17 protein-coding genes are annotated in these 24,061 nt (G+C 55.5%); 8 read left to right on the forward strand and 9 right to left on the reverse strand.

Translation table 11 applies throughout. The annotated features are described in order from the left end of the window. Nucleotides 1-37: 37 nt before the first annotated feature. The 4 genes from hofC to nadC all read right to left on the reverse strand — a co-directional run bounded on the left by hofC (nt 38) and on the right by nadC (nt 4,110). A complete protein-coding gene (gene hofC / locus SP99_RS03580; RefSeq protein WP_047957756.1) occupies nt 38-1,222 on the reverse strand; it encodes a protein transport protein HofC in 1,185 nt (394 codons plus the stop codon). Continuing rightward, complete coding sequence (gene gspE, locus SP99_RS03585; protein ID WP_047957757.1) at nt 1,212-2,594, reverse strand: type II secretion system protein GspE; 1,383 nt, start codon at nt 2,592-2,594, stop codon at nt 1,212-1,214. Before gspE ends, hofC begins: the two co-directional genes overlap by 11 nt. 10 nt (nt 2,595-2,604) lie before the next feature. After that, nucleotides 2,605-3,042 carry a prepilin peptidase-dependent pilin gene (gene ppdD / locus SP99_RS03590; RefSeq protein ID WP_047957758.1) on the reverse strand — a complete coding sequence of 146 codons (438 nt, stop codon included), beginning with the start codon at nt 3,040-3,042 and terminating at the stop codon, nt 2,605-2,607. A 174-nt stretch (nt 3,043-3,216) separates the two neighbouring features. Next, the gene (gene nadC, locus SP99_RS03595) at nt 3,217-4,110 is read right to left on the reverse strand and encodes a carboxylating nicotinate-nucleotide diphosphorylase (RefSeq protein WP_045284787.1); all 894 of its coding nucleotides are present in this window, start codon (nt 4,108-4,110) and stop codon (nt 3,217-3,219) included. An 87-nt stretch (nt 4,111-4,197) separates the two neighbouring features. Here nadC and ampD point away from each other — a divergent pair, with 87 nt between their 5' ends. Together ampD and ampE are read left to right on the forward strand one after the other, a co-directional pair. Further along, nucleotides 4,198-4,749, forward strand: a complete 552-nt coding sequence (ampD, locus tag SP99_RS03600) for a 1,6-anhydro-N-acetylmuramyl-L-alanine amidase AmpD (protein WP_047957759.1) — start codon at nt 4,198-4,200, stop codon at nt 4,747-4,749. A gap of 9 nt (nt 4,750-4,758) precedes the next feature. Next, nucleotides 4,759-5,613: a beta-lactamase regulator AmpE gene (gene ampE / locus SP99_RS03605; protein WP_045284785.1), complete on the forward strand. Its 855-nt coding sequence runs from the start codon at nt 4,759-4,761 to the stop codon at nt 5,611-5,613. An 18-nt stretch (nt 5,614-5,631) separates the two neighbouring features. Here the strand turns inward: ampE and SP99_RS03610 are convergent, their stop codons facing one another. From SP99_RS03610 to aroP, 3 genes are all read right to left on the reverse strand, one after another. Continuing rightward, a complete protein-coding gene (locus SP99_RS03610) occupies nt 5,632-6,582 on the reverse strand; it encodes a glycoside hydrolase family 43 protein (RefSeq protein WP_047957760.1) in 951 nt (316 codons plus the stop codon). Nucleotides 6,583-6,592: 10 nt separating this feature from the next. After that, on the reverse strand, nt 6,593-7,990 hold the full coding sequence (locus SP99_RS03615) for a glycoside-pentoside-hexuronide (GPH):cation symporter (RefSeq protein ID WP_047957761.1): 1,398 nt from the start codon (nt 7,988-7,990) through the stop codon (nt 6,593-6,595). Between the two features lie 164 nt (nt 7,991-8,154). Further along, nucleotides 8,155-9,525, reverse strand: a complete 1,371-nt coding sequence (gene aroP, locus SP99_RS03620; protein ID WP_045284782.1) for an aromatic amino acid transporter AroP — start codon at nt 9,523-9,525, stop codon at nt 8,155-8,157. A 537-nt stretch (nt 9,526-10,062) separates the two neighbouring features. Between aroP and pdhR the strand changes: the two genes are divergently transcribed. The 5 genes from pdhR to traT all read left to right on the forward strand — a co-directional run bounded on the left by pdhR (nt 10,063) and on the right by traT (nt 18,051). Further along, nucleotides 10,063-10,827, forward strand: coding sequence for a pyruvate dehydrogenase complex transcriptional repressor PdhR (pdhR, locus tag SP99_RS03625; protein WP_008501960.1), 765 nt, complete (start codon nt 10,063-10,065; stop codon nt 10,825-10,827). A gap of 123 nt (nt 10,828-10,950) precedes the next feature. Continuing rightward, complete coding sequence (gene aceE / locus SP99_RS03630; RefSeq protein WP_025756775.1) at nt 10,951-13,614, forward strand: pyruvate dehydrogenase (acetyl-transferring), homodimeric type; 2,664 nt, start codon at nt 10,951-10,953, stop codon at nt 13,612-13,614. A 14-nt stretch (nt 13,615-13,628) separates the two neighbouring features. After that, entirely contained in the window at nt 13,629-15,524 is a 1,896-nt protein-coding gene (gene aceF / locus SP99_RS03635; RefSeq protein WP_025756776.1) for a pyruvate dehydrogenase complex dihydrolipoyllysine-residue acetyltransferase, read from the forward strand. 175 nt (nt 15,525-15,699) lie between these two features. Further along, nucleotides 15,700-17,124 carry a dihydrolipoyl dehydrogenase gene (gene lpdA, locus SP99_RS03640; protein WP_003856313.1) on the forward strand — a complete coding sequence of 475 codons (1,425 nt, stop codon included), beginning with the start codon at nt 15,700-15,702 and terminating at the stop codon, nt 17,122-17,124. 195 nt (nt 17,125-17,319) lie between these two features. Beyond that, entirely contained in the window at nt 17,320-18,051 is a 732-nt protein-coding gene (traT, locus tag SP99_RS03645; RefSeq protein ID WP_025756777.1) for a conjugal transfer complement resistance protein TraT, read from the forward strand. 63 nt (nt 18,052-18,114) lie between these two features. Here the strand turns inward: traT and SP99_RS03650 are convergent, their stop codons facing one another. Together SP99_RS03650 and SP99_RS03655 are read right to left on the reverse strand one after the other, a co-directional pair. Beyond that, entirely contained in the window at nt 18,115-18,906 is a 792-nt protein-coding gene (locus SP99_RS03650) for a DUF2950 domain-containing protein (RefSeq protein WP_047957762.1), read from the reverse strand. Nucleotides 18,907-18,916: 10 nt separating this feature from the next. Further along, nucleotides 18,917-20,476, reverse strand: coding sequence for a DUF3300 domain-containing protein (locus tag SP99_RS03655; RefSeq protein WP_047957763.1), 1,560 nt, complete (start codon nt 20,474-20,476; stop codon nt 18,917-18,919). Nucleotides 20,477-21,294: 818 nt separating this feature from the next. On the opposite strand from SP99_RS03655, the gene acnB reads away from it, so the two are divergent. After that, nucleotides 21,295-23,892, forward strand: coding sequence for a bifunctional aconitate hydratase 2/2-methylisocitrate dehydratase (gene acnB, locus SP99_RS03660; RefSeq protein ID WP_053060134.1), 2,598 nt, complete (start codon nt 21,295-21,297; stop codon nt 23,890-23,892). Nucleotides 23,893-24,061: the final 169 nt, after the last annotated feature.

The following is a 24,061-nucleotide window of genomic DNA, read 5'->3' on the forward strand; positions in this document are numbered from 1 at the left end:
TTTTGCTGGCGCATCTCCGTGCGCCAGCACGTCAGCACTATCCCGCACTCATCGCATCCCCCAGATGGAAAATCGGCAGGTACATGGCGACCACCAGCGTGCCGATGATGACTCCCGTTACAATCAGAAGCAATGGCTCCAGAAGCGCCGCCAGATTATCGGCCCGTTGCAAGGTCTGTTCCGTGTGATGGCGGGCCAGGTTTGCCAGCATGCTGTCCAGCGCGCCAGACATTTCACCGGTTCGTAAAAGCTGGATACACAGCGGGGTAAACATGGCCGCTCTCTGAAAGGATGACCAGACGGGGAAACCTTTTTCAACGTCCTCCCGAATCGTGCGGAGTATTCCCTGCCAGTACCGACTATCAACGGTCTCCTCTGCGCTCTCCAGCCCCTGCAAAAAGGCGATCCCCGCCTGCTGCGTGAGCGACAGAACGGTAAAAATGTGTCCCAGCTTTTGGCCCTGTGCCAGCGTCCCCATCACTGGCATATGCATCAGAATGCGCTGCCAGCGAGGGTTCTGCCGCAGAGCCCACGCGCCAGTGACGGTTGCCAGTATCACGGCAAACAACGCGAGGGCGTAGGACTGCATAAATGCTGCCATTCCCATGACCTTTTGTGTCAGCCACGGGAGCGGAGTGTTAAATGTTTTGTAGATCGCGGCGAACTCGGGCAAGACCAGGGTGACCATCGCCAGCACGACGAGGACGGCCAGCGTCAGAACGATCGCCGGATAGCGCAGCGCCTTTTTCACTTTCGCACTGAGTTGCTGCTGCGCTTTTTGTTGCTGCGCGAGTTGACGACAGCACGCCTCAAGCTTCCCGGTTAGTTCTCCGACCTTTACCATCGAGACATGCAGTGGGCTAAAAACCGCAGGCCACTTTTTGAGTGACTCAGAAAAGGGGCATCCTTCACTGAGTTCATCAGCAAGACTTTGCAGCAGCGCCTGCCAGGGTTTTGACGGATGCTGGTCTGCCAGCATTTGCAGGCTGTGGGACAACGTCAGCCCAGCCTGCAGCAGCGTGGCGAGCTGGCGAAACATCTCATAGCAGTGATGTGGCTGCCAGCGGTGTCTCTCTGTGCAGCGGGTCAGCGTCAGAGGATGAAGATCGTGACGCATCAACCTGCTGTAGGCTGCATTGCGGTCTGTAGCCCAGAGCGTCCCGTTTCGGGGTTCTCCTTCTTTGGTGAGCGCTCGCCAGCGCCAGAGCCGGTTAGCTGGCATCGGGCATGCCCAGGACGCGAATCAACTCTTCAATCGTGGTCAACCCTTCTTCAACAGCCATGCAGCCGTGCTCAAAAAGAGAAACCATTCCCGCCTGCCGGGCGCTCGCCTCGATTACCTCTGTTCCCGCTCCGCGGGCAATGGCCTGTCGCAGGTCATTGTCGATCGCGAGCACTTCAAAAATGGCCACCCGGCCATAAAAACCGTGATAACAGCGATCGCAGCCGGTGGGTTGCCAGCGGGGAAGCGGTCTGGGCCACACTGCGCGAGGTAAATCCGCATGCTCGCTGGCTTCCCGACGACAGTGGGGACACAGACGCCGGACCAGACGCTGGGCAATTACCATCGAGAGTGCGGAAGATATCATCCAGCGCGCCACGCCCATCTGTTCCAGACGCGTCAGGGCTTCCGTTGTTGAGTTCGTGTGCAGTGTCGACAGCACCAGGTGTCCGGTCTGCGCGGCGTTAATGGCAATCCCGGCCGTTTCACCGTCACGAATTTCACCAACCATAATGATGTCGGGATCCTGACGCAGCAGCGCCCTGAGCACGCTCTGAAAGGTTAAACCCGCCCGGGGATTTATCTGTGTCTGGTTTAACCCCGCCAGGGGGATCTCAATGGGATCCTCCACGCTGCAGATGTTGACCTCCGGGGTGTTACGCGCCTGCAACGCGCTGTAGAGCGTCACGGTTTTGCCGCTGCCGGTGGGGCCGGTGACCAGAATCAACCCCTGCGGCTGGTGGAGTACCCCATTAAAACGGGCCAGTTGTTCAGCGCTCATGCCGAGCGCTTTCGGTTCCAGCGCCTGCTGAACCTGATGCAGAAGACGCAGCACAATTTTCTCGCCACCGCTGCAGGGAAGCGTGGCAATCCGAAATGAGACCGGCTCGTTTGCCAGCTCAATCGTGAACTGACCGTCCTGCGGTAAGCGGCGCTCTGCAATATCCAGATTACCCAGCACTTTTAAACGTGCGCTGAACTGGCTGGCCAGCGAGGCGGAAAGCGGAGGTTGCGGGTAAAGCACCCCATCGATACGTAAACGGATCTGACAGGCATGCTCTCCCGGTTCGATATGAATGTCGGATGCGCGCTGGTTTATTGCCTGCTGCAGCGTGTGGTTGAGGATATCGACCGTTGAGTGTGTTTGCGAAACGACGGGCAGATGCGATTGCGACATGAGCTGCCGGTGTTTTTCCATGCGCTCTGCGCTCCAGCACTCGATATCAATCCGTTTCTGGGTCGCGAAGCGCAGGGCTTCCATCAGTTCACTGGCGGGGGTTCCCACGACGGCGATACTTACCCTGTCACTGTCGCTGGTGAGCAGCAGAGCATGATGGCGCAGACAAAGTGCCACGAGTTGATCGGTTTTCATTAGCCGCTCCTCAGTTATTGTCGAAGCGGAAAACGTCTTCGCAGGCCTGTTTGAGCTCGCTGTCGTTACTGATATTGCAGCTACGTTTCCAGCCCGTCATACCGTTGCCGCTGCTCCACTGGGGCGTCATCACCACCTCCAGCCCGGTCAGGCTCTCCTGGCCCGTTAATGACACGACGCCCTGTGTTACGCTCATTCCCGAGATATAACGTGTTGTCGTCGGGGAAGGGATGCCGTTGCTGCCGCTGTCACAGTCTGTCACGCCGCCATGATCCAGTGCGCACAGCTCAATGGCGGTGCGGTAGGGGACGAAGGTTTGCAACATATCCGTCAGCGCCGCTTTGCGCAGGTAGTTCTGATAGGCGGGGACGCCGATGGCGCTCAGAATTGCAATAATGCCAATGACCACCATCAACTCAATGAGCGTGAATCCGTGTTGTTTGTCCATATCTGCTCCTTAGGTTAAGTGGCGCTACTCTGTCAGCGCGAAAGGGCAGAAACGAGGGGCAAAAAAGGGAACGGGAAAGGGGCTTCAGAGAATTCATTCTGCGTTGCAGGGAAGTACAACGGAATTGCGAGCGGGGCAGACATTCCCCTCTCCGGGTGGAGAGGGGAGCCATCATTATTTGAAACGCATGGAAAGGTCGAGAGCGCGAACGTGTTTGGTCAGAGCCCCGACGGAGATGTAATCCACGCCCGTCTCGGCGAACTCACGGATCGTGTCGAAGGTGACGTTCCCGGACACTTCAAGCTGTGCCTGGCCGTTGGTGAGCTTGACGGCTTCGCGCATCTGTTCCGTTTCGAAGTTATCAAGCATGATGATATCAGCCCCGGCCTTAATAGCCTGGTCGAGCTCCTCGAGGTTTTCGACCTCCACTTCAACGGGCACGTCCGGGTGCAGCCAGAAGGCTTTCTCCACCGCCTGACGCACGGAGCCAGAGGCAATAATGTGGTTCTCTTTAATCAGGAAGGCGTCAGATAATCCCAGACGATGGTTTGCGCCACCGCCGCAGAGTACCGCGTATTTCAGCGCCGTACGCAGACCCGGCAGCGTTTTGCGGGTGTCCAGCAGCTGGGTACGGGTGCCAGCCAGCAGGTTAACGTAGCGACGGACTTCACTTGCCACACCGGACAAGGTCTGGACGAAGTTAAGGGCGGTACGTTCGCCGGTCAGCAGCACGCGGGACGGGCCGTCGAGTTCAAACAGCGGCTGGTTTGCGGCGATCGCATCGCCGTCTTCAACATGCCAGACGATCTGCACATCATCGCCCGCCAGCTGGGTAAAGACCTCTTCAACCCAGCGCTTGCCACAAAAAACGCCCTCTTCACGGGTGATAATCACCGCGTGAGAGCGTGTCTCTTTTGGCAACAATTGTGCGGTAATATCCTTTTCGGCATTCACGTCGCCGCCCAGGTCTTCTTTCAGGGCATGGGCGACGCTTGCCGGAATATCCATATTAATACGTTCCAGAAGCGCTTCACGTCGGTGGTCGGGGTTGTAGCGGCGAGGCGGCATGATAAAACTCCAAATTGGTAACGAATCATAATATTGAAACATGCTACTCTGAACCGAGTAACAGCACCATACATAAGGAGTTCCAGCATGTTGTTAGAAAACGGATGGCTGGTGGATGCGCGGCATGTGCCCTCGCCGCACCACGACTGCCGCCCGGAGGATGAAAAGCCCACACTGCTGGTTATTCATAATATTAGTCTCCCGCCGGGTGAATTTGGCGGTCCGTGGATTGACGCGTTATTCACGGGAACGATAGATCCCGATGCGCATCCTTTCTTCGCTGAGATTGCGCATCTGCGCGTGTCGGCTCACTGCCTGATTCGCCGTGATGGTGAAGTGGTTCAGTACGTTCCTTTTGATAAGCGCGCCTGGCATGCCGGGGTGTCGTTGTATCATGGGCGCGAACGCTGCAACGATTTCTCCATCGGCATCGAACTGGAAGGCACGGATACCACGCCCTATACCGATTCACAGTATCAACAGTTAGTGGCCGTGACCCGCGCGCTTATCGGGCGCTATCCGGCCATCGCCGACAATATTACGGGACACAGTGATATTGCCCCGACGCGAAAAACCGATCCTGGCCCGGCCTTTGACTGGCCCCGGTTTCGCGCCATGCTCAACGCGTCGTCAGAATAAGGAGATACCATGACGTTGTTTACCATGCTGCTGGTTATCATCGCTGAACGCCTGTTTAAACTCGGCGAGCACTGGCATCTGGACCACCGGCTGGAGGTGCTTTTCCGCCGGATTAAGCACTTTTCTATGCTGCGTACGCTGCTGATGATGGCCGGGGTGATGGTCATTACCTTCCTGCTGCTGCGCTCGCTGTACGGACTGTTTTTCAACGTGCCGCTGCTGGTGGTGTGGATCCTGCTCGGTGTCCTGTGCATTGGCGCAGGGAAGGTGCGTTTGCACTACCACGCTTATCTTAAAGCCGCGTCGCGTGATGATGCCCACGCGCGCGGTGCCATGGCGAGCGAACTGACGCTGATCCACGGCGTGCCGCCGGATTGCGATGAACGCGAATTCCTGCGCGAGCTGCAAAACGCGCTGCTGTGGATTAACTTCCGCTACTACCTGGCTCCGCTGTTCTGGTTTGTGGTGGGCGGGCCGTGGGGACCGGTCCTGCTGATGGGTTATGCTTTTCTTCGCGCCTGGCAGACCTGGCTTGCCCGTTACCTGACGCCGCATGAGCGTTTGCTGTCCGGGATTGATGCCATCCTGCATGTGCTCGACTGGCTCCCGGTGCGTCTGGTGGGCGTGGTGTATGCGTTAATTGGCCACGGCGAAAAAGCGCTGCCCGCATGGTTCGCTTCTCTTGCTGACCGCCATACCTCACAGTACCAGGTGTTAACACGTCTGGCGCAGTTCTCCCTGGCGCGCGAGCCGCATACCGACAAGATCGAAACGCCTAAAGCCGCCGTCTCAATGGCGAAGAAGACCTCGTTTGTGGTGGTGGTTGTGGTGGCGCTGCTGACGATTTACGGCACGCTGGTGTAAGCCAGCGTGCCGTAACGATTAAATCGTATCCGCAGGCGGGATGCCGAAATCAGGCATCCCGTTTTCGTTCCAGCGAACGCGCTTCAGGCGGGTGTGGCGGTTGGGATCGTATAGCGGATCGCCTTCTATTTCGGTGTAGTTTCTGGCGTGATACACCAGCACATCTTCCCCGTCTGGGGTCTTCGTGAAGCTGTTATGGCCCGGCCCGTACTGGCGGTTTTCATAGCTGGTGGCGAATACCGGGCGCGGAGATTTGTGCCAGTTCGCCGGGTTTTGCGGATCGGCGTTGCGGTTTATCCACACCAGACCCATGCAGTAGTTTTCATCGGTGGCGCTGGCGGAATAGCTGATAAACAGCTTATCGTCGTGAACCAGTACCGCCGGGCCTTCGTTGACCCGGAACCCACGGCATTCCCAGTCATATTCCGGCTTGCTGAGCATCACCGGCTCGCCTTTCAGCGTCCACGGGTTCGCCATTTCGCACAGGTAGAGGTTGGAGTTTCCGTTGATATCTGGCGCTTTTTGCGCCCACAGATACCAGCGTTTACCCTGATGAACAAAGGTGGTAGCGTCCAGGGCGAAGGTATCGAACGGGGTTTTGATTTGCCCTTTTTCCACCCACCTGCCGGTAAGCGGATCGCGGTCGGCACATTCAATGGCAAACATGCGGTGCTGGAACATCCCGAGCGCATCGAGCGCCTGCGTGTGCGCCGCCGCAAAATAGATGTACCACTTGCCGTCGATGTGGTGCAGTTCCGGGGCCCAGATGAGCTGACTCATTGGGCCGGTCTCGGGTTTTCGCCAGACCGTCACCTCTTCAGCGTCGCGTAGCCCTTCCAGCGAGTCCGCGCGACGGATCGCCAGTCTGTCGTACTGCGGCACGGAGGCGATAAAATAGTATTGCCCCTCGTGGTGCAAAATATACGGATCGGCGCGTTGTTCAATAAACGGGTTTGGCCAGGTTTGCATGCGACTTTCCTTATTTTGTCTCAGCGACGCTGAGTTCCTGATACTCGTTCAGCTCGCGATAGTTGTTGCGACGCTTCTCCAGGTCCTCCTGGATCCGCTTCATCGTTTCACGGTCAACCTTCAGCAGACGCACCACGCCTGCGGTAATGAGATACCCGATGCCCGGAATGACGGTAAACAGCAGGACAATACCGTTAATCGCATCCGCGCTTTGCGCTTTCGCCCCGGCATCGTAGCCGTACCAGGAGAGCAGGAAGCCGACCATTGCCCCGGCAATCGCCAGGCCCAGCTTCAGGAAGAAGATGTTGCCGGAGAAGCTGATCCCGGTGATGCGTTTCCCGGTTTTCCACTCGCCGTAGTCATCGACGTCGGCCATCAGCGACCAGTGCAGCGGAGATGGGATCTGGTGCAGGATATTCAGCAGGACGTAGAGCACCATAATGGTTAGGGTGGCTTTTGGGTCGAAGAAGTAAAAGGCCGTTGAGAAAATCGCCAGCACGATATTGGTCCAGAAGAAGACCTTCAGCTTACACCAGCGGTCGGTCAGCACTTTCGCCAGCATGCTGCCGAGCATCATGCCCACCACGCCCAGACTGATAAACAGGGTGGCAAAGTGGGTACTCTGGCCCATCACCCAGGTCACGTAATACATGGTAGCCGCCATGCGAATAAAGCCGGGGCAGACGTTGCACAGGGTCAGGAGCAGAATGCGTACCCACTGGTCGTTCTTCCACACGTCTTTCAGGTCGTTTTTCAGCTGGTCATTGGTCTGGACTGCCGGGCGGACACGCTCGCGCACGGTGGCGAAGCAGAACAGGAACATACAGGTTCCAATCAGCGCCAGCACGGTCATTGCCATCTGGTAGCCTTTGGCTTTGTCCTCTCCTCCGAACCAGTCCGCCATCGGCAGCAGCGTCAGGGACAGCAGCAGCGTGGCGATACCGACCAGCACGAAGCGATATGACTGGCAGGCGACGCGCTCTTTAGGGTCGTTGGTAATCACCCCGCCCAGCGAGCAGTAGGGAATATTGATTGCCGTATAGGTCAAAGAGAGCAGGAAGTAGGTGACAAACGCATAGATAACTTTGCTGTTATAGCTCCACTCTGGCGTGGTGAACATCAGGATGCTGAACAGTGCGTAGGGGAAGGCAATCCACAGCAGCCATGGACGAAACCGACCGTATTTGCTGCGGGTACGGTCGGCAATCGCGCCCATAATCGGGTCGGTGACGGCATCAATAACGCGCACGGAGAGCAGCAGTACGCCCACCAGCGCCGGCGCCAGACCAAAAATATCGGTGTAAAAATAGTTCACAAACAACATGATGGCGCCAAAGATGATGTTGCAACCTGCATCGCCCATCCCGTAGCCGATCTTTTCTTTTACTGACAGTTTAGCGTTATCCATAGACTGCTCTCCGGTTTGCGGTATGGAGAGAATTATTTGCTGGCGAAGGAATATATGCGTTGCAGTATCAGGGCGGTGATATGGATAAAAGCGCTGTGGAGGTGAAAGTGTGAGGGAGGTAACAACGTGCGGTACCCGCAAAAGCAGGTACCGCAGAAGGAGGCTTAGTGGGCCTTCATGGCTTTACGGCTTTTCTGGCTGAACAGATAGCCGACGCCGAGCACGGCAATCCAGACCGGGATCAGGTAAACGGAAATCGCCATACCCGGTGTGATCAGCATGATGACCAGCACGGCCGCCATAAACAGCAGGCAAACCCAGTTACCCAGCGGGTAGAACAGGGCAGGGAAGCGCGTGGTGACGCCCTGCTGCTGTTTCGCACGGCGGAACTTGATGTGTGCCAGGCTGATCATCGCCCAGTTGATGACCAGGGCAGAGACCACCAGCGCCATCAGCAGACCAAACGCCGATTCTGGCGCCATGTAGTTGATGAGTACGCACAGCGCGGTCACGATGGCTGATACGATAATGGTGTTTACCGGCACGCCGCGTTTATCGACGTTGAGCAGCGCTTTCGGCGCGTTACCCTGCTGCGCCAGGCCGAACAGCATACGGCTGTTGCAATAGACACAGCTGTTGTAAACGGAGAGCGCCGCCGTCAGTACAACGATGTTAAGCGCATTCGCTACAACCGTATCGCCCAGTTCGTGGAAGATCAGCACAAACGGGCTGGTGTCAGCAGTGACGCGCGTCCACGGCAGCAGGGAGAGCAGTACGGCCAGCGAACCCACATAGAAGATCAGAATACGGTAGATAACCTGGTTAGTGGCTTTGGGAATGCTCTGCTCCGGATTGTCTGCTTCAGCGGCGGTGATCCCCACCAGCTCCAGACCACCAAAGGAGAACATGATGATCGCCATCATCATCACCAGCCCCGTCATGCCGTGAGGCAGGAAGCCGCCCTGTTCCCAGAGGTTGCGAACGGTTGCCTGTGGGCCACCGTTGCCGCTGAACAGCAGCCAGCCGCCAAAGATGATCATCGCCACCACGGCAATCACTTTAATAATCGCAAACCAGAATTCCATTTCACCGAACACTTTTACGTTGGTCAGGTTAATGGCGTTGATAATGACGAAGAAGGCCGCCGCGGAGGCCCAGGTTGGGATCTCGGGGTACCAGAACTGAATGTATTTCCCGACGGCGGTAAGCTCGGCCATCGCAACCAGCACGTACAGTACCCAGTAGTTCCAGCCAGAGGCGAAACCGGCGAAACTGCCCCAGTACTTGTATGCAAAATGGCTGAACGAGCCCGCCACTGGCTCTTCAACGACCATTTCACCCAACTGACGCATAATCAGAAAGGCGATAAAGCCTGCGATGGCGTACCCCAGAATAATGCCTGGACCGGCTGACTGGATAACGGATGCGCTACCCAGAAACAGGCCGGTTCCGATAGCACCGCCCAGTGCGATGAGCTGAATATGGCGGTTTTTAAGCCCGCGCTTTAGCTGATCGCCGTGCTGTTGAGCTTCCATTTGAAACCTCGTGTGTGGTTGTTATGTTCACGCTGAGCGTGTGTAATTATGAATATCCATTTTCTGTATTTATTTCTTTACGGTTAATAAGACCGAAAAAAGCGGAGAACTCTTCCGTAAGCGCCAGAATAGTGGTAAGTGCCTGCGAATGCACCTGCTTTATGACGCACGGATGACGAGTTGAATAAAAAGAAAGCATTTGTAAATCGTTCCGCTCATTCTTCTTATCCCAACCTATAGAATAGAAATTCGCCATAAGTGGGCGAAATTTCATTATTTGCTTTGTTGAATCGCTTCAGATTGCAAAAACCCTCGTTTCATTATGGTTAAAACTTCCTCTTTAGGGGTAATCAACTCATTTGTGCAAAGTTACATTTCTGAAACGTTATTTCTGTAAGGTTGTTAAAATGTGCAGGGTTTACTGATTTCAATCAAAACCAATATGGACAGAAGGTGAATACTTTGTTACTTTAGCGATACGAAATAGAAATTGGTAAGACCAATTGACTCCGGGCAAAAAGGCGTAAGACAGGGAATATGGCCTACAGCAAAATTCGCCAACCAAAACTATCTGATGTGATTGAGCAGCAGCTGGAGTTTTTAATCCTCGAAGGGACTCTGCGCCCGGGTGAGAAACTTCCGCCAGAACGCGAACTGGCAAAACAGTTCGACGTTTCACGTCCCTCTCTGCGTGAGGCGATTCAACGCCTCGAAGCTAAGGGCTTGCTGCTTCGTCGTCAGGGCGGCGGAACTTTTGTGCAAAACAGCCTGTGGCAGAGCTTCAGCGATCCGCTGGTAGAACTTCTCTCTGACCACCCAGAATCCCAGTTTGATCTGCTTGAGACCCGTCACGCGCTTGAAGGTATTGCGGCCTATTACGCCGCCCTTCGCAGCACTGATGAAGATCGCGTGCGTATCCGCGAGCTGCATCAGGCCATTGAACGGGCACAGCAGTCCGGCGATTTAGACGCCGAGTCCAGCGCCGTCGTCCAGTATCAAATCGCCGTCACCGAAGCGGCACACAATGTGGTGCTCCTCCATCTGCTACGCTGCATGGAGCCGATGCTGGCCCAGAACGTTCGTCAAAATTTTGAATTGTTGTATGCCCGTCGGGACATGCTCCCACTGGTAAGCAACCATCGCACCCGAGTATTCGAGGCGATAATGGCCGGGGAACCGGAGCAGGCGCGCGAAGCGTCGCACCGACATCTGGCTTTCATTGAGGAAATCTTGCTGGACCGCAGCCGTGAACAATCGCGTCGCGAACGTTCATTACGCCGCATACAGCAACGAAAGGATTAAGCGCCAGGTACTTTTAGAGCGCGGCAACTAAACGCAGAACCTGTCTTATTGTGTTCTTGCCCAAGAGCACAATGGGACAGGTTCCAGACAAATCAACGTATTAGATAGATAAGGAATACCCCCATGTCAGAACGTCTCCAAAATGACGTGGATCCGATCGAAACTCGCGACTGGCTACAGGCGATCGAATCGGTCATCCGTGAAGAAGGTGTTGAGCGCGCTCAGTATCTGATTGATCAGCTGCTTTCTGAAGCCCGCAAAGGCGGCGTGAAGGTTGCTTCAGGTGCAGGGGCTAGCAACTACGTAAACACGATTGCCGTTGAAGACGAACCGGAATACCCGGGCAATCTGGATCTGGAACGTCGTATCCGTTCTGCAATTCGCTGGAACGCCATCATGACCGTTCTGCGCGCATCCAAGAAAGACCTGGAACTGGGTGGCCACATGGCATCCTTCCAGTCCTCTGCGACCGTTTACGAAGTGTGCTTCAACCACTTCTTCCGTGCAGCGAACGAGAAAGACGGCGGCGATCTGGTGTACTTCCAGGGCCACATCTCTCCGGGCATCTATGCACGTGCATTCCTGGAAGGTCGTCTGACTGAAGAGCAGATGAACAACTTCCGTCAGGAAGTTCACGGTAAAGGTCTGTCTTCTTACCCGCACCCTAAACTGATGCCTGAATTCTGGCAGTTCCCGACCGTATCCATGGGTCTGGGCCCAATCGGTGCGATCTATCAGGCTAAATTCCTGAAGTACCTGGAACACCGTGGTCTGAAAGACACCTCTGAGCAGACCGTATACGCCTTCCTGGGCGACGGCGAGATGGATGAGCCAGAATCTAAAGGTGCGATCACCATCGCGACCCGTGAGAAGCTGGACAACCTGTGCTTCATCATCAACTGTAACCTGCAGCGTCTGGATGGTCCGGTAACCGGTAACGGCAAGATCATCAACGAACTGGAAGGCATCTTCGCGGGTGCGGGCTGGAACGTGATCAAAGTCATGTGGGGTTCCCGTTGGGACGAGCTGCTGCGTAAAGATACCAGCGGTAAACTGATCCAGCTGATGAACGAAACCGTTGACGGTGACTACCAGACCTTCAAATCCAAAGACGGTGCCTACGTGCGTGAGCACTTCTTCGGCAAATACCCTGAAACCGCCGCACTGGTTGCAGACTGGACTGATGAGCAGATCTGGGCGCTGAACCGTGGTGGTCACGATCCGAAGAAAATCTACGCAGCACTGAAAAAAGCGCGCGAAACCAAAGGTAAAGCGACCGTTATCCTGGCCCATACCATCAAAGGTTACGGCATGGGTGATACCGCAGAAGGTAAAAACATCGCTCACCAGGTTAAGAAAATGAACATGGACGGCGTGCGCTATATCCGCGACCGTTTCAACGTTCCAGTCACCGATGAGCAGGTTGAAAACCTGTCTTACATCACCTTCCCGGAAGGTTCTGAAGAGTACAAGTACCTGCACGAACGTCGTCAGGCGCTGAAAGGCTACCTGCCAGCTCGTCAGCCTAACTTCACCGAGAAGCTGGAACTGCCAGCACTGGAAGACTTCTCTCAGCTGCTGGAAGAGCAGAACAAAGAGATCTCTACCACTATCGCTTTCGTTCGTGCCCTGAACGTGATGCTGAAGAACAAGTCGATCAAAGATCGTCTGGTGCCAATCATCGCCGACGAAGCGCGTACTTTCGGTATGGAAGGTCTGTTCCGTCAGATCGGTATCTACAGCCCGAACGGCCAGCAGTACACCCCGCAGGACCGTGAGCAGGTTGCATACTACAAAGAAGACGAGAAAGGTCAGATCCTGCAGGAAGGTATCAACGAGCTGGGTGCAGGCGCATCCTGGCTGGCTGCTGCGACCTCTTACAGCACCAACAACCTGCCGATGATCCCGTTCTACATCTACTACTCCATGTTCGGGTTCCAGCGTATCGGTGACCTGTGCTGGCAGGCAGGCGACCAGCAGGCTCGCGGCTTCCTGATTGGTGGAACTTCCGGTCGTACGACCCTGAACGGTGAAGGTCTGCAGCACGAAGATGGCCACAGCCACATTCAGTCTCTGACTATCCCTAACTGTATCTCTTACGACCCGGCTTACGCGTACGAAGTGGCAGTCATCATGCATGACGGTCTGCATCGCATGTACGGTGAAGCGCAAGAGAACATTTACTACTACATCACCACCCTGAACGAAAACTACCACATGCCGGCAATGCCAGCAGGTGCCGAGGAAGGTATCCGTAAAGGTATCTACAAACTCGAAACCCTCGAAGGTAGCAAAGGTAAAGTTCAGCTGCTGGGCTCCGGTTCTATCCTGCGTCACGTACGTGAAGCTGCACAGATCCTGGCGAAGGACTACGGTGTAGGTTCCGACGTGTACAGCGTGACCTCCTTCACTGAACTGGCGCGTGATGGCCAGGATTGTGAGCGCTGGAACATGCTGCACCCACTGGAAACTCCACGCGTTCCGTACATCGCTCAGGTGATGAACGACGCGCCAGCGGTGGCGTCTACTGACTATATGAAACTGTTCGCTGAGCAGGTTCGTACTTACGTTCCAGCTGATGATTATCGCGTTCTGGGTACTGACGGCTTCGGTCGTTCTGACAGCCGTGAAAACCTGCGTCACCACTTCGAAGTTGATGCTTCTTACGTGGTTGTAGCAGCACTGGGCGAACTGGCTAAACGTGGCGAAATCGATAAGAAAGTGGTTGCGGACGCAATCACCAAATTCAACATCGATGCAGAAAAAGTTAACCCGCGTCTGGCGTAAGAGGTAAAAGAATAATGGCTATCGAAATCAATGTACCGGACATCGGGGCTGATGAAGTTGAAATCACCGAGATCCTGGTCAAAGTAGGCGACAAAGTTGAAGCTGAACAGTCGCTGATCACCGTAGAAGGCGACAAAGCCTCTATGGAAGTCCCGTCTCCTCAGGCTGGCATCGTTAAAGAGATCAAAGTCTCTGTTGGCGATAAAACCGAGACCGGCAAACTGATCATGATTTTCGATTCCGCCGACGGTGCAGCAGCTGCTGCACCTGCGCAGGAAGAGAAGAAAGCCGCTCCGGCCGCCGCTGCTCCAGCAGCTGCCGCAGCAGCAAAAGAAGTGAACGTGCCTGACATCGGCGGTGACGAAGTTGAAGTCACTGAGATCCTGGTGAAAGTGGGCGATACCGTAGCGGCTGAGCAGTCTCTGATCACCGTAGAAGGCGACAAAGCCTCTATGGAAGTGCCAGCGCCATTCGCGGGTACCGTTAAAGAGATCAAGATCAACACCGGCGACAAAGTGTCTACCGGCTCCCTGATCATGATCTTCGAAGTGGCAGGTGCTGCACCTGCCGCCGCGCCTGCTCAGGCAGCTGCTCCGGCTCCGGCCGCTGCACCTGCTGCTGCCGGCGGCGTGAAAGACGTTAACGTACCGGACATCGGCGGTGACGAAGTTGAAGTGACCGAAGTGATGGTGAAAGTGGGCGACAAAGTTGCCGCTGAACAGTCACTGATCACCGTAGAAGGCGACAAAGCGTCTATGGAAGTGCCTGCGCCGTTCGCGGGTACCGTTAAAGAGATCAAGATCAGCACCGGCGACAAAGTGTCTACCGGCTCTCTGATCATGGTCTTCGAAGTGGAAGGCGCTGCGCCTGCCGCAGCTCCGGCTGCCGCGGCTGCTCCGGCACCTGCCGCTGCGCCGGCTCAGGCTGCTAAACCTGCCGCTGCCCCTGCTGCTAAAGCTGAAAAATCTGAGTTCGCTGAAAATGATGCTTACGTCCACGCGACCCCGCTGATTCGTCGCCTGGCGCGCGAGTTCGGTGTGAACCTGGCGAAAGTGAAAGGGACCGGCCGTAAAGGTCGTATCCTGCGCGAAGACGTTCAGGCCTATGTGAAGGACGCGGTGAAACGCGCCGAAGCTGCACCTGCTGCAGCCGCTGGCGGCGGTATCCCGGGCATGCTGCCATGGCCGAAAGTGGACTTCAGCAAGTTCGGCGAAATCGAAGAAGTGGAACTGGGCCGTATCCAGAAAATTTCTGGTGCGAACCTGAGCCGTAACTGGGTGATGATCCCGCACGTTACGCACTTCGACAAAACCGATATCACCGATCTGGAAGCGTTCCGTAAACAGCAGAACGCTGAAGCTGAGAAGCGTAAACTGGACGTGAAATTCACCCCAGTGGTCTTCATCATGAAAGCCGTTGCCGCTGCCCTTGAGCAGATGCCACGCTTCAACAGCTCTCTGTCCGAAGACGGCCAGAAGCTGACGCTGAAGAAATACATCAACATCGGTGTTGCGGTTGATACGCCAAATGGTCTGGTTGTTCCGGTCTTCAAAGACGTGAACAAGAAGAGCATTACTGAGCTGTCCCGTGAACTGACCACCATCTCCAAAAAAGCGCGTGATGGTAAGCTGACTGCCGGCGAAATGCAGGGCGGCTGCTTCACTATCTCCAGCATCGGCGGCCTGGGCACGACCCACTTCGCACCGATTGTTAATGCGCCGGAAGTGGCGATCCTCGGTGTGTCCAAGTCCGCGATGGAGCCGGTGTGGAATGGCAAAGAGTTCGTGCCGCGTCTGATGATGCCAATCTCTCTGTCCTTCGACCACCGCGTGATCGACGGTGCTGATGGTGCGCGTTTCATCACCATCATCAACAACATGCTGAGCGACATTCGCCGCCTGGTGATGTAATCGAAAAGCCGGCCGGTCGGCCGGCTTTTTTCTGATAATCTCATGGGGTTTATGAGGTTATTGGTGTAAGCGATAATTCGTGAGCCGTTTGTTGTTTCAAAATTGTTAACAATTTTGTAAAATACGGGCGGATAGAACGACCCGGTGGACGACGGGTATAAATTAAGAGGTCATGATGAGCACAGAAATCAAAACTCAGGTCGTAGTACTTGGGGCAGGCCCAGCAGGTTACTCCGCAGCATTCCGCGCAGCGGATTTAGGTCTGGAAACCGTCATCGTAGAACGTTACAGCACCCTCGGCGGTGTTTGTCTGAACGTCGGCTGTATCCCTTCTAAAGCGCTGCTGCACGTAGCGAAAGTTATCGAAGAAGCCAAAGCACTGGCTGAACACGGTATCGTCTTCGGCGAGCCGAAAACCGATATCGACAAGATTCGTACCTGGAAAGAGAAAGTTATCACTCAGCTGACCGGCGGTCTGGCGGGTATGGCCAAAGGCCGTAAAGTGAAAGTGGTTAACGGTCTGGGTAAATTCACCGGTGCGAACACCCTGGAAGTTGAAGGCGAAAACGGCAAAACCGTGATCAACTTCGACAACGCGATCATCGCGGCAGGCTCTCGCCCAATCGAACTGCCATTCATTCCACATGAAGATCCACGCGTGTGGGATTCCACCGATGCACTGGAACTGAAAACCGTTCCAAAACGCCTGCTGGTTATGGGCGGCGGTATCATCGGTCTGGAAATGGGTACCGTATACCATGCGCTGGGTTCAGAGATCGACGTGGTTGAAATGTTCGACCAGGTTATCCCGGCTGCAGACAAAGACATCGTTAAAGTCTTCACCAAACGCATCAGCAAGAAATTCAACCTGATGCTGGAAACCAAAGTGACTGCCGTTGAAGCGAAAGAAGACGGTATTTACGTTTCCATGGAAGGCAAAAAAGCCCCATCCGAACCACAGCGTTACGACGCCGTGCTGGTGGCTATCGGCCGTGTGCCGAACGGTAAAAACCTCGACGCGGGCAAAGCTGGCGTGGAAGTGGACGACCGTGGCTTCATCCGCGTTGACAAACAGCTGCGCACTAACGTGCCGCACATCTTCGCTATCGGCGATATCGTCGGTCAGCCAATGCTGGCGCACAAAGGTGTTCACGAAGGTCACGTTGCCGCTGAAGTTATCGCAGGCATGAAACACTACTTCGATCCGAAAGTGATCCCATCTATCGCTTACACCGAGCCAGAAGTTGCATGGGTGGGTCTGACTGAGAAAGAAGCGAAAGAGAAAGGCATCAGCTACGAAACGGCTACCTTCCCGTGGGCAGCTTCTGGCCGTGCTATCGCGTCCGACTGCGCAGACGGTATGACCAAACTGATCTTCGACAAAGAGACTCACCGCGTTATCGGTGGTGCGATTGTCGGTACCAACGGCGGCGAGCTGCTGGGTGAAATCGGTCTGGCTATCGAAATGGGCTGTGACGCGGAAGACATCGCGCTGACCATCCACGCTCACCCGACTCTGCACGAGTCCGTTGGCCTGGCGGCAGAAGTGTTCGAAGGCAGCATTACCGACCTGCCAAACGCAAAAGCGAAGAAGAAGTAAGTTTCTTCCGTGATTGCCTGACGCCTCCTCTGGAGGCGTTTTTTTTGCCTGAAAACTACCCGTTATGGTAGGTAACTTATTGTTATTTCCCCTAAAAATTTGCGTCTGTCTGCCGATACTTTTTTCACCATTGTGTAGCTACTGGCCGCACGGTTAACGATCTGGATTTTTGATTACACGCAAAAAGGAAATAACATGTCTTTGAAGAAAGTGATGGGGATTGGCTTATTAGCGGCAGTGATGACGCTGACCGGGTGCGGCGCGATGACGACGGCGGTGAAGAAGCGCAACCTGGAAGTAAAAACGCAGATGAGTGAAACCATCTGGCTTGAGCCATCCAGTGAGAAGACGGTCTACATTCAGGTCAAAAATACCTCTGATAAAGACATGAGCAACCTGCAGACGCTGCTGGCAAACGATCTGAGCGCCAAAGGGTACAAAGTCACGTCCTCGCCTGACAGCGCCTACTACTGGGTGCAGGCTAACGTCCTTAAAGCGGACAAAATGGACCTGCGCGAAGCCCAGGGCTATTTGAAAACCGGTTACGAAGGTGCCGCCGTTGGCGCTGCACTGGGTGCCGGTATCACTGCCTATAACAGTAATTCTTCGGGGGCGGCGCTGGGCGTAGGTCTGGCGGCTGGTCTGATCGGCATGGCTGCCGATGCGATGGTGGAAGATGTGAACTACACCATGGTAACCGACCTGCAGATCTCTGAGCGTAGCAAAGCGAAAGTTACTACCGATAACATCGCGGCGCTGCGTCAGGGGACGTCTGGCGTGAAACTGCAGACCAGCAGCGAGCAGGGCGATCGCGCGAAGTATCAGACCCGCGTGGTATCGAACGCTAACAAAGTCAATCTGAAGTTCGAGGAAGCGAAACCGGTTCTCGAAGCGCAGCTGGCGAAATCGGTCGCCAATATTCTGTAAGTTAAAAAGCCGGGTGGCAGCGCTGCCATACCCGGCTTATAACACTCAGCCCGTTGGCGGCATTCAGGGCGCGACGGGCTGCCAGGTTTTATCCGGGTTATATGAGGTGATCGCCTGGGCTTTCTGCGCCGAATCGCTACCGAGATCGGCCTGGTAAACCTTGTCGTCCTGGTTTATCACAAAGCTCATTACGCCCGTCTGGCCATAGCTGACCGGCCAGGCCACCATCGCGAAACCGTTGTTCTCCGGCAGGATCCGGAAACGGTAGCCGTGATAGCCGGTACCCGGTTCTTTCGGGCTAAATGCCGGGCCGAGCGGGCTGGGGGCTTCCCCGGGTGACGCGGGCCAGTACAAACCGTCTTTTTTCCCTTCCGAACTCACAATTTTCTGCGCGTAGGTTTGGTTCATCGCAAAGTAGCTTTGCTGCGCATCAACGTAGGCATGTAACGCTTCAATGGCGGCGAGCTCGTTACGTCCGATTTCGCGGGTCAGGATCTCTTCAGCACCTTCTTTGATATCGAATTGCCAGCCAGCGCTGGTTTTAATCACCGGAATAGGAAGCTGCCAGCCGCTGTCGCCAACGACAAGATGCGCCGTATCCCCTTCGACAACGGTGTTATGACGCACTTTCCAGTCGCGCAGGAAACGATCGACGGCATCCGGGTCAACGCCTTCCGGGGGCAGAAAATCGCGCCAGTTCTCGCCAAGCAGATTGCTCATCGCGCGCTCGTTATGCTCGCTAATGGCTTTTGCCAGCGCATCGGTCGCCTGGTCGGGCGTGGTGAAGGCTTGCTGCGCCATCGCCGAAGCGGAAAGCATGAACAGCACCAGTCCACTGAGAAGTTTACTTTTCATGTCGGTTCCCTTAGCGATGTCGAATTTCACGGCGTTCAGCACGTCCAGCAGATGCCTGACGCGTCTGCTGCTGGCGGGCGGCGAGTTGTCTGCTTTGCGCACCACGTTGCTGCTGCGCCTGCCAGTTCGCGGAGCGGCTGTCGTTTCCGCTCAGCGCGTTGGCCCGGGGCTGGCTGTTTCGCTGCTGAAGCGTGCGCTGCTGCGCAGGTTGTGAGACTCGTTTCTCTTGTCTCTGGGTTGCAGCCTGACGGTTTTCTCGCTGCTGCGTGGTGGCGCGCTTCACCGTCTGCGGGTTGGTGTCGTAGCCACGGTAGTTATTGCGTTGCGAAATCTGCTTCAGCTGTTCGCTTGAGGCCTGACGTTGCATATCTTTCGTGGCGGGACGCGCCGTTTGGGGGAAGGTTTTACCCGTTGATTTCTCCATTTGGCTCAGGGCCGCCTGACGCTGGCTGTCGCGGTTAACCGGTTTTTGCTGTGTTGAACTTAACCCGGTTGCCGTGCTGGTGGAGTGGAATCGCGAGTTGAGCTGATTCGTGGGGTAGGGCACACCTTCCCGATAAGCCGGGTTATGCTGCCAGGTACGGTTGGCGTCCGTCAGGCGCTGTCCGCTGATTTTATTGAAGTTCTCAACGTTAATATTGATGTTGTTATCACCGTTGCGGTTATAGCCGCCGTGATTATCCCAGTCGTCATGGTGATGATCCCAGTCATCGTCATCATCCCAGTCAATGCTGCTGAAAATGGCATAGGTTGTGGCGACACCCAGGCTGAAACCTAAGCCGTTGACGAAGCTGTTACCAAACTGCTCACCGGGTGACGGAGGGAGATAAGTTGGTGGATAGGCGGTGTTTGGCCAGGTCCCGTAAACCGTATTGGGGTTATAGGTGGGAACGTAAACGACCTGCGGGTCGGCGGATTCAATTTTGATCACCGTTGGGGCGGGTGCAGACGCGGTGGTTGTGGTTGACCCGGCGGTGCTGGTTTTCTCCGGTGCCGGTTTTGTCACGGTGGTGACCGTCTGCTGAGGCGTCGATTGCAGGGCGCCGGTCTTCTGTGCCAGCGCGCGCAGGCGCTGAACGGAATCCATCACATCTTTCGGTTGCGCGAGGAACGCATCACCTAAATTTTGAACCCACGGCGGGTTTTCTCCCATTAGCGACATAAGCTGAGGGAAGGCGACCAGCGATTTTACGCTGGGATCCCATGGCTGGCTGGCGACGGCCTGAATCGCGGCGTCCCCTTCCATTTTAGGGTTATCTTTTGACCACTGGGCCGCCTGGATCACGTTGGCCGGGTAAGTCGAGGCCATTAAAATTTGTGACAGCAGGGCGTCCGGGTAGAGCGCGATGGGAGCAACCCACTGATCGATCTGCGCGGCAGAATACGTTGGCGCGACGACAGGGGCGGGTTGTGCTGCGGCAGGCGTAGCCGGTGCAGTCGGTTGTTGTGCGACGGGGGCTGGCGCAACGGGTTCCGTTGCACGGCTTTTGACAAACATGACGCCTGAGGCGGCAAGCAGCCCGGCACTGCAGAGAAGGACAAGCAGATGTGGTTTAAAGGGCAACTTCATAAAATGACTCCAACGAGACCAGCGCTGTGCCGTGAGGCGTTACGGTTGGCGTGAGTATTATTCACCCGTCTTTTACTGTTTTGACTTTTATTGGGAAGCGTCCGGTACGTCCGGATAAAGAGTGTGAGTATTTATTACACAATTATATGCGATGCGGGAAAAACAGCAGGGAATTCAGAAGGCCGCTCTTGCGAGCGGCCAGCAGTAAACCGAGCGCAACGATCAGCGCAGTGATTCGCATCTCCATTGCGTGCGTTCCTGTAAAGGCTACGCGGGTTCATTCCCCACCGGGAAAGGCAGAACCAGGCAAATAAGTGTATTGCCGCGTAGGTTACGGAACTGCTCCCGGGCCCGGTGACTGGTTGCTACACCAGCGAAGCAGGCCGGGTGCAACAGTATTACAGTAGGTAAGCGCTGAGAAGCGGGGAAATGCAGTTGCATCCTTTTTCATCCGAAACTGGATGGCGGCTCGTAAACGCCAGGAAGGGACTTGCAGATTTTCTTACTGAAGAGCAATATTAGTGTCGAGTGTATTGCCGCAAATCTGCCAGCCCGGTGTGCTACCACCGCAAGGCAACAAATTAACCGCTGTGAGGCGGTTTTTTTGTATCCAAAATTCGCCTCATCTCTCCGCTACACCATGCTTAACGATTCAGCAAACTTTTTAATGTTGCTTTTTTGTAAACGGATTAACACTGTGCAGAAATCCTGCTATGCTGCCCGACGCGGTATCGGGCATTTACCCTACAAACTGCTGTCTCACAGGAGCGTGAAGAGAACGCCCGCCGCATATGACAATGAGAGCGAGGAGAACCGTCGTGCTAGAAGAATACCGTAAGCACGTAGCAGAACGTGCCGCCGAGGGAATTGTACCCAAACCGTTAGATGCAACCCAAATGGCCGCGCTCGTCGAGCTGCTGAAGAACCCGCCTAAGGGCGAAGAAGAATTCCTGTTAGATCTGTTGATCAACCGCGTACCGCCTGGCGTAGATGAAGCTGCCTACGTAAAAGCCGGATTCCTTGCTGCTATCGCCAAAGGCGAAGCCACCTCCCCACTGGTTACTCCTGAAAAAGCCATTGAACTGCTCGGCACCATGCAGGGTGGTTACAACATTCATCCGTTGATTGACGCGCTGGATAACGACAAGCTGGCTCCGATTGCCGCTAAAGCGCTCTCTTCCACGCTGCTGATGTTCGATAACTTCTACGATGTGGAAGAAAAAGCCAAAGCAGGCAACGTCTATGCGAAGCAGGTCATGCAGTCCTGGGCTGATGCCGAATGGTTCCTGAACCGTCCTGCTCTGGCTGAAAAAATTACCGTCACTGTTTTCAAAGTCACCGGTGAAACCAACACCGATGACCTCTCACCGGCGCCGGATGCGTGGTCTCGCCCGGATATCCCTCTGCACGCTCTGGCGATGCTGAAAAACGCCCGTGAAGGTATCGAACCGGATCAGCCTGGCGTTGTCGGTCCGATCAAACAGATCGAAGCCTTACAGAAAAAAGGTTTCCCGCTGGCCTACGTGGGTGATGTTGTGGGGACCGGTTCTTCCCGTAAATCTGCGACCAACTCCGTGCTGTGGTTTATGGGTGACGACATTCCGCATGTGCCGAACAAACGCGGTGGCGGTCTGTGCCTGGGTGGTAAGATTGCCCCGATCTTCTTCAACACCATGGAAGATGCTGGCGCACTGCCGATCGAAGTGGATGTTTCTAACCTGAATATGGGCGACGTGATTGACGTTTACCCGTACAAAGGGGAAGTGCGTAACCACGAAACTAACGAACTGCTGGCGAGCTTTGCGCTGAAAACCGACGTGCTGATCGATGAAGTGCGCGCCGGTGGCCGTATTCCACTGATCATCGGCCGTGGCCTGACGACCAAAGCGCGTGAAGCGCTGGGTCTGCCGCACTCAGACGTTTTCCGTCGCGCGAAAGACGTCGCGGAAAGCAATCGCGGTTACTCGCTGGCGCAGAAAATGGTGGGCCGCGCGTGCGGCGTCGCTGGCATTCGTCCGGGCGCTTACTGCGAACCTAAGATGACCTCCGTCGGTTCTCAGGACACCACTGGCCCAATGACCCGTGACGAGCTGAAAGACCTGGCGTGCCTGGGCTTCTCGTCTGACCTGGTGATGCAGTCCTTCTGTCACACCGCGGCATATCCGAAACCGGTTGACGTGACCACGCACCACACGCTGCCAGACTTCATCATGAACCGTGGCGGCGTTTCCCTGCGTCCGGGCGACGGCGTGATCCACTCCTGGCTGAACCGTATGCTGCTGCCGGATACTGTGGGTACCGGCGGTGACTCCCATACCCGTTTCCCAATTGGTATCTCCTTCCCGGCGGGCTCTGGTCTGGTGGCGTTCGCGGCGGCGACCGGCGTGATGCCGCTGGATATGCCTGAATCCGTACTCGTGCGTTTCAAAGGCAAAATGCAGCCGGGTATCACCCTGCGCGACCTGGTTCACGCGATCCCGCTGTATGCGATTAAACAGGGCCTGCTGACCGTTGAGAAGAAAGGTAAGAAAAACATCTTCTCTGGCCGCATTCTGGAGATTGAAGGTCTGCCGGATCTGAAAGTTGAGCAGGCATTCGAGCTGACCGATGCGTCCGCTGAGCGTTCCGCTGCGGGTTGTACCATCAAGCTGAACAAAGAGCCGATTATCGAGTATCTGAACTCGAACATCGTGCTGCTGAAGTGGATGATTGCAGAAGGCTACGGCGACCGTCGTACGCTGGAGCGTCGTATCCAGGGCATGGAAAAATGGCTGGCCGATCCGCAGCTGCTGGAAGCCGATGCTGACGCTGAGTACGCGGCGGTGATCGACATCGATCTGGCGGATATCAAAGAGCCTATCCTGTGTGCGCCAAACGATCCGGACGACGCGCGTCCGCTCTCTGAAGTTCAGGGCGAGAAGATCGACGAAGTGTTCATCGGATCCTGTATGACCAACATCGGTCACTTCCGTGCTGCCGGTAAACTGCTGGATACCCATAAAGGCCAGTTGCCAACCCGTCTGTGGGTGGCGCCGCCAACCCGTATGGACGCGGCTCAGCTGACCGAAGAGGGTTACTACAGCGTGTTTGGTAAGAGCGGTGCGCGCATCGAAATTCCTGGCTGTTCCCTGTGTATGGGTAACCAGGCGCGCGTAGCCGACGGTGCGACGGTGGTCTCCACCTCGACCCGTAACTTCCCGAACCGTTTAGGCACCGGTGCGAACGTTTACCTGGCATCAGCAGAGCTGGCGGCGGTTGCGGCGCTGATTGGCAAACTGCCAACGCCGGAAGAGTACCAGACCTTTGTTGCTCAGGTGGATAAGACTGCGGTGGATACCTATCGCTATCTGAACTTCGACCAGCTCTCTCAATACACCGAGAAAGCTGACGGGGTTATCTTCCAGACGGCGGTATAAACAGCAAAACCGTCTCTGCGAGACGGTTTTTAGTATTTGCACCCTCTCCCGTGGGAGAGGGACGGGGTGAGGGCATTAGGCCGCAGGGCCTTGCTCTCACCTTTTTATTTTCATTCCTCCCACCTCTCACGCTTTTTTTCTTCCTCTCTGCTGCGATAATTACCGTAAT

The sequence above is a fragment of the Enterobacter sp. BIDMC92 genome (genome assembly GCF_001030225.1).
In the GTDB taxonomy this organism is placed as follows: Bacteria; Pseudomonadota; Gammaproteobacteria; order Enterobacterales; family Enterobacteriaceae; genus Enterobacter; species Enterobacter sichuanensis.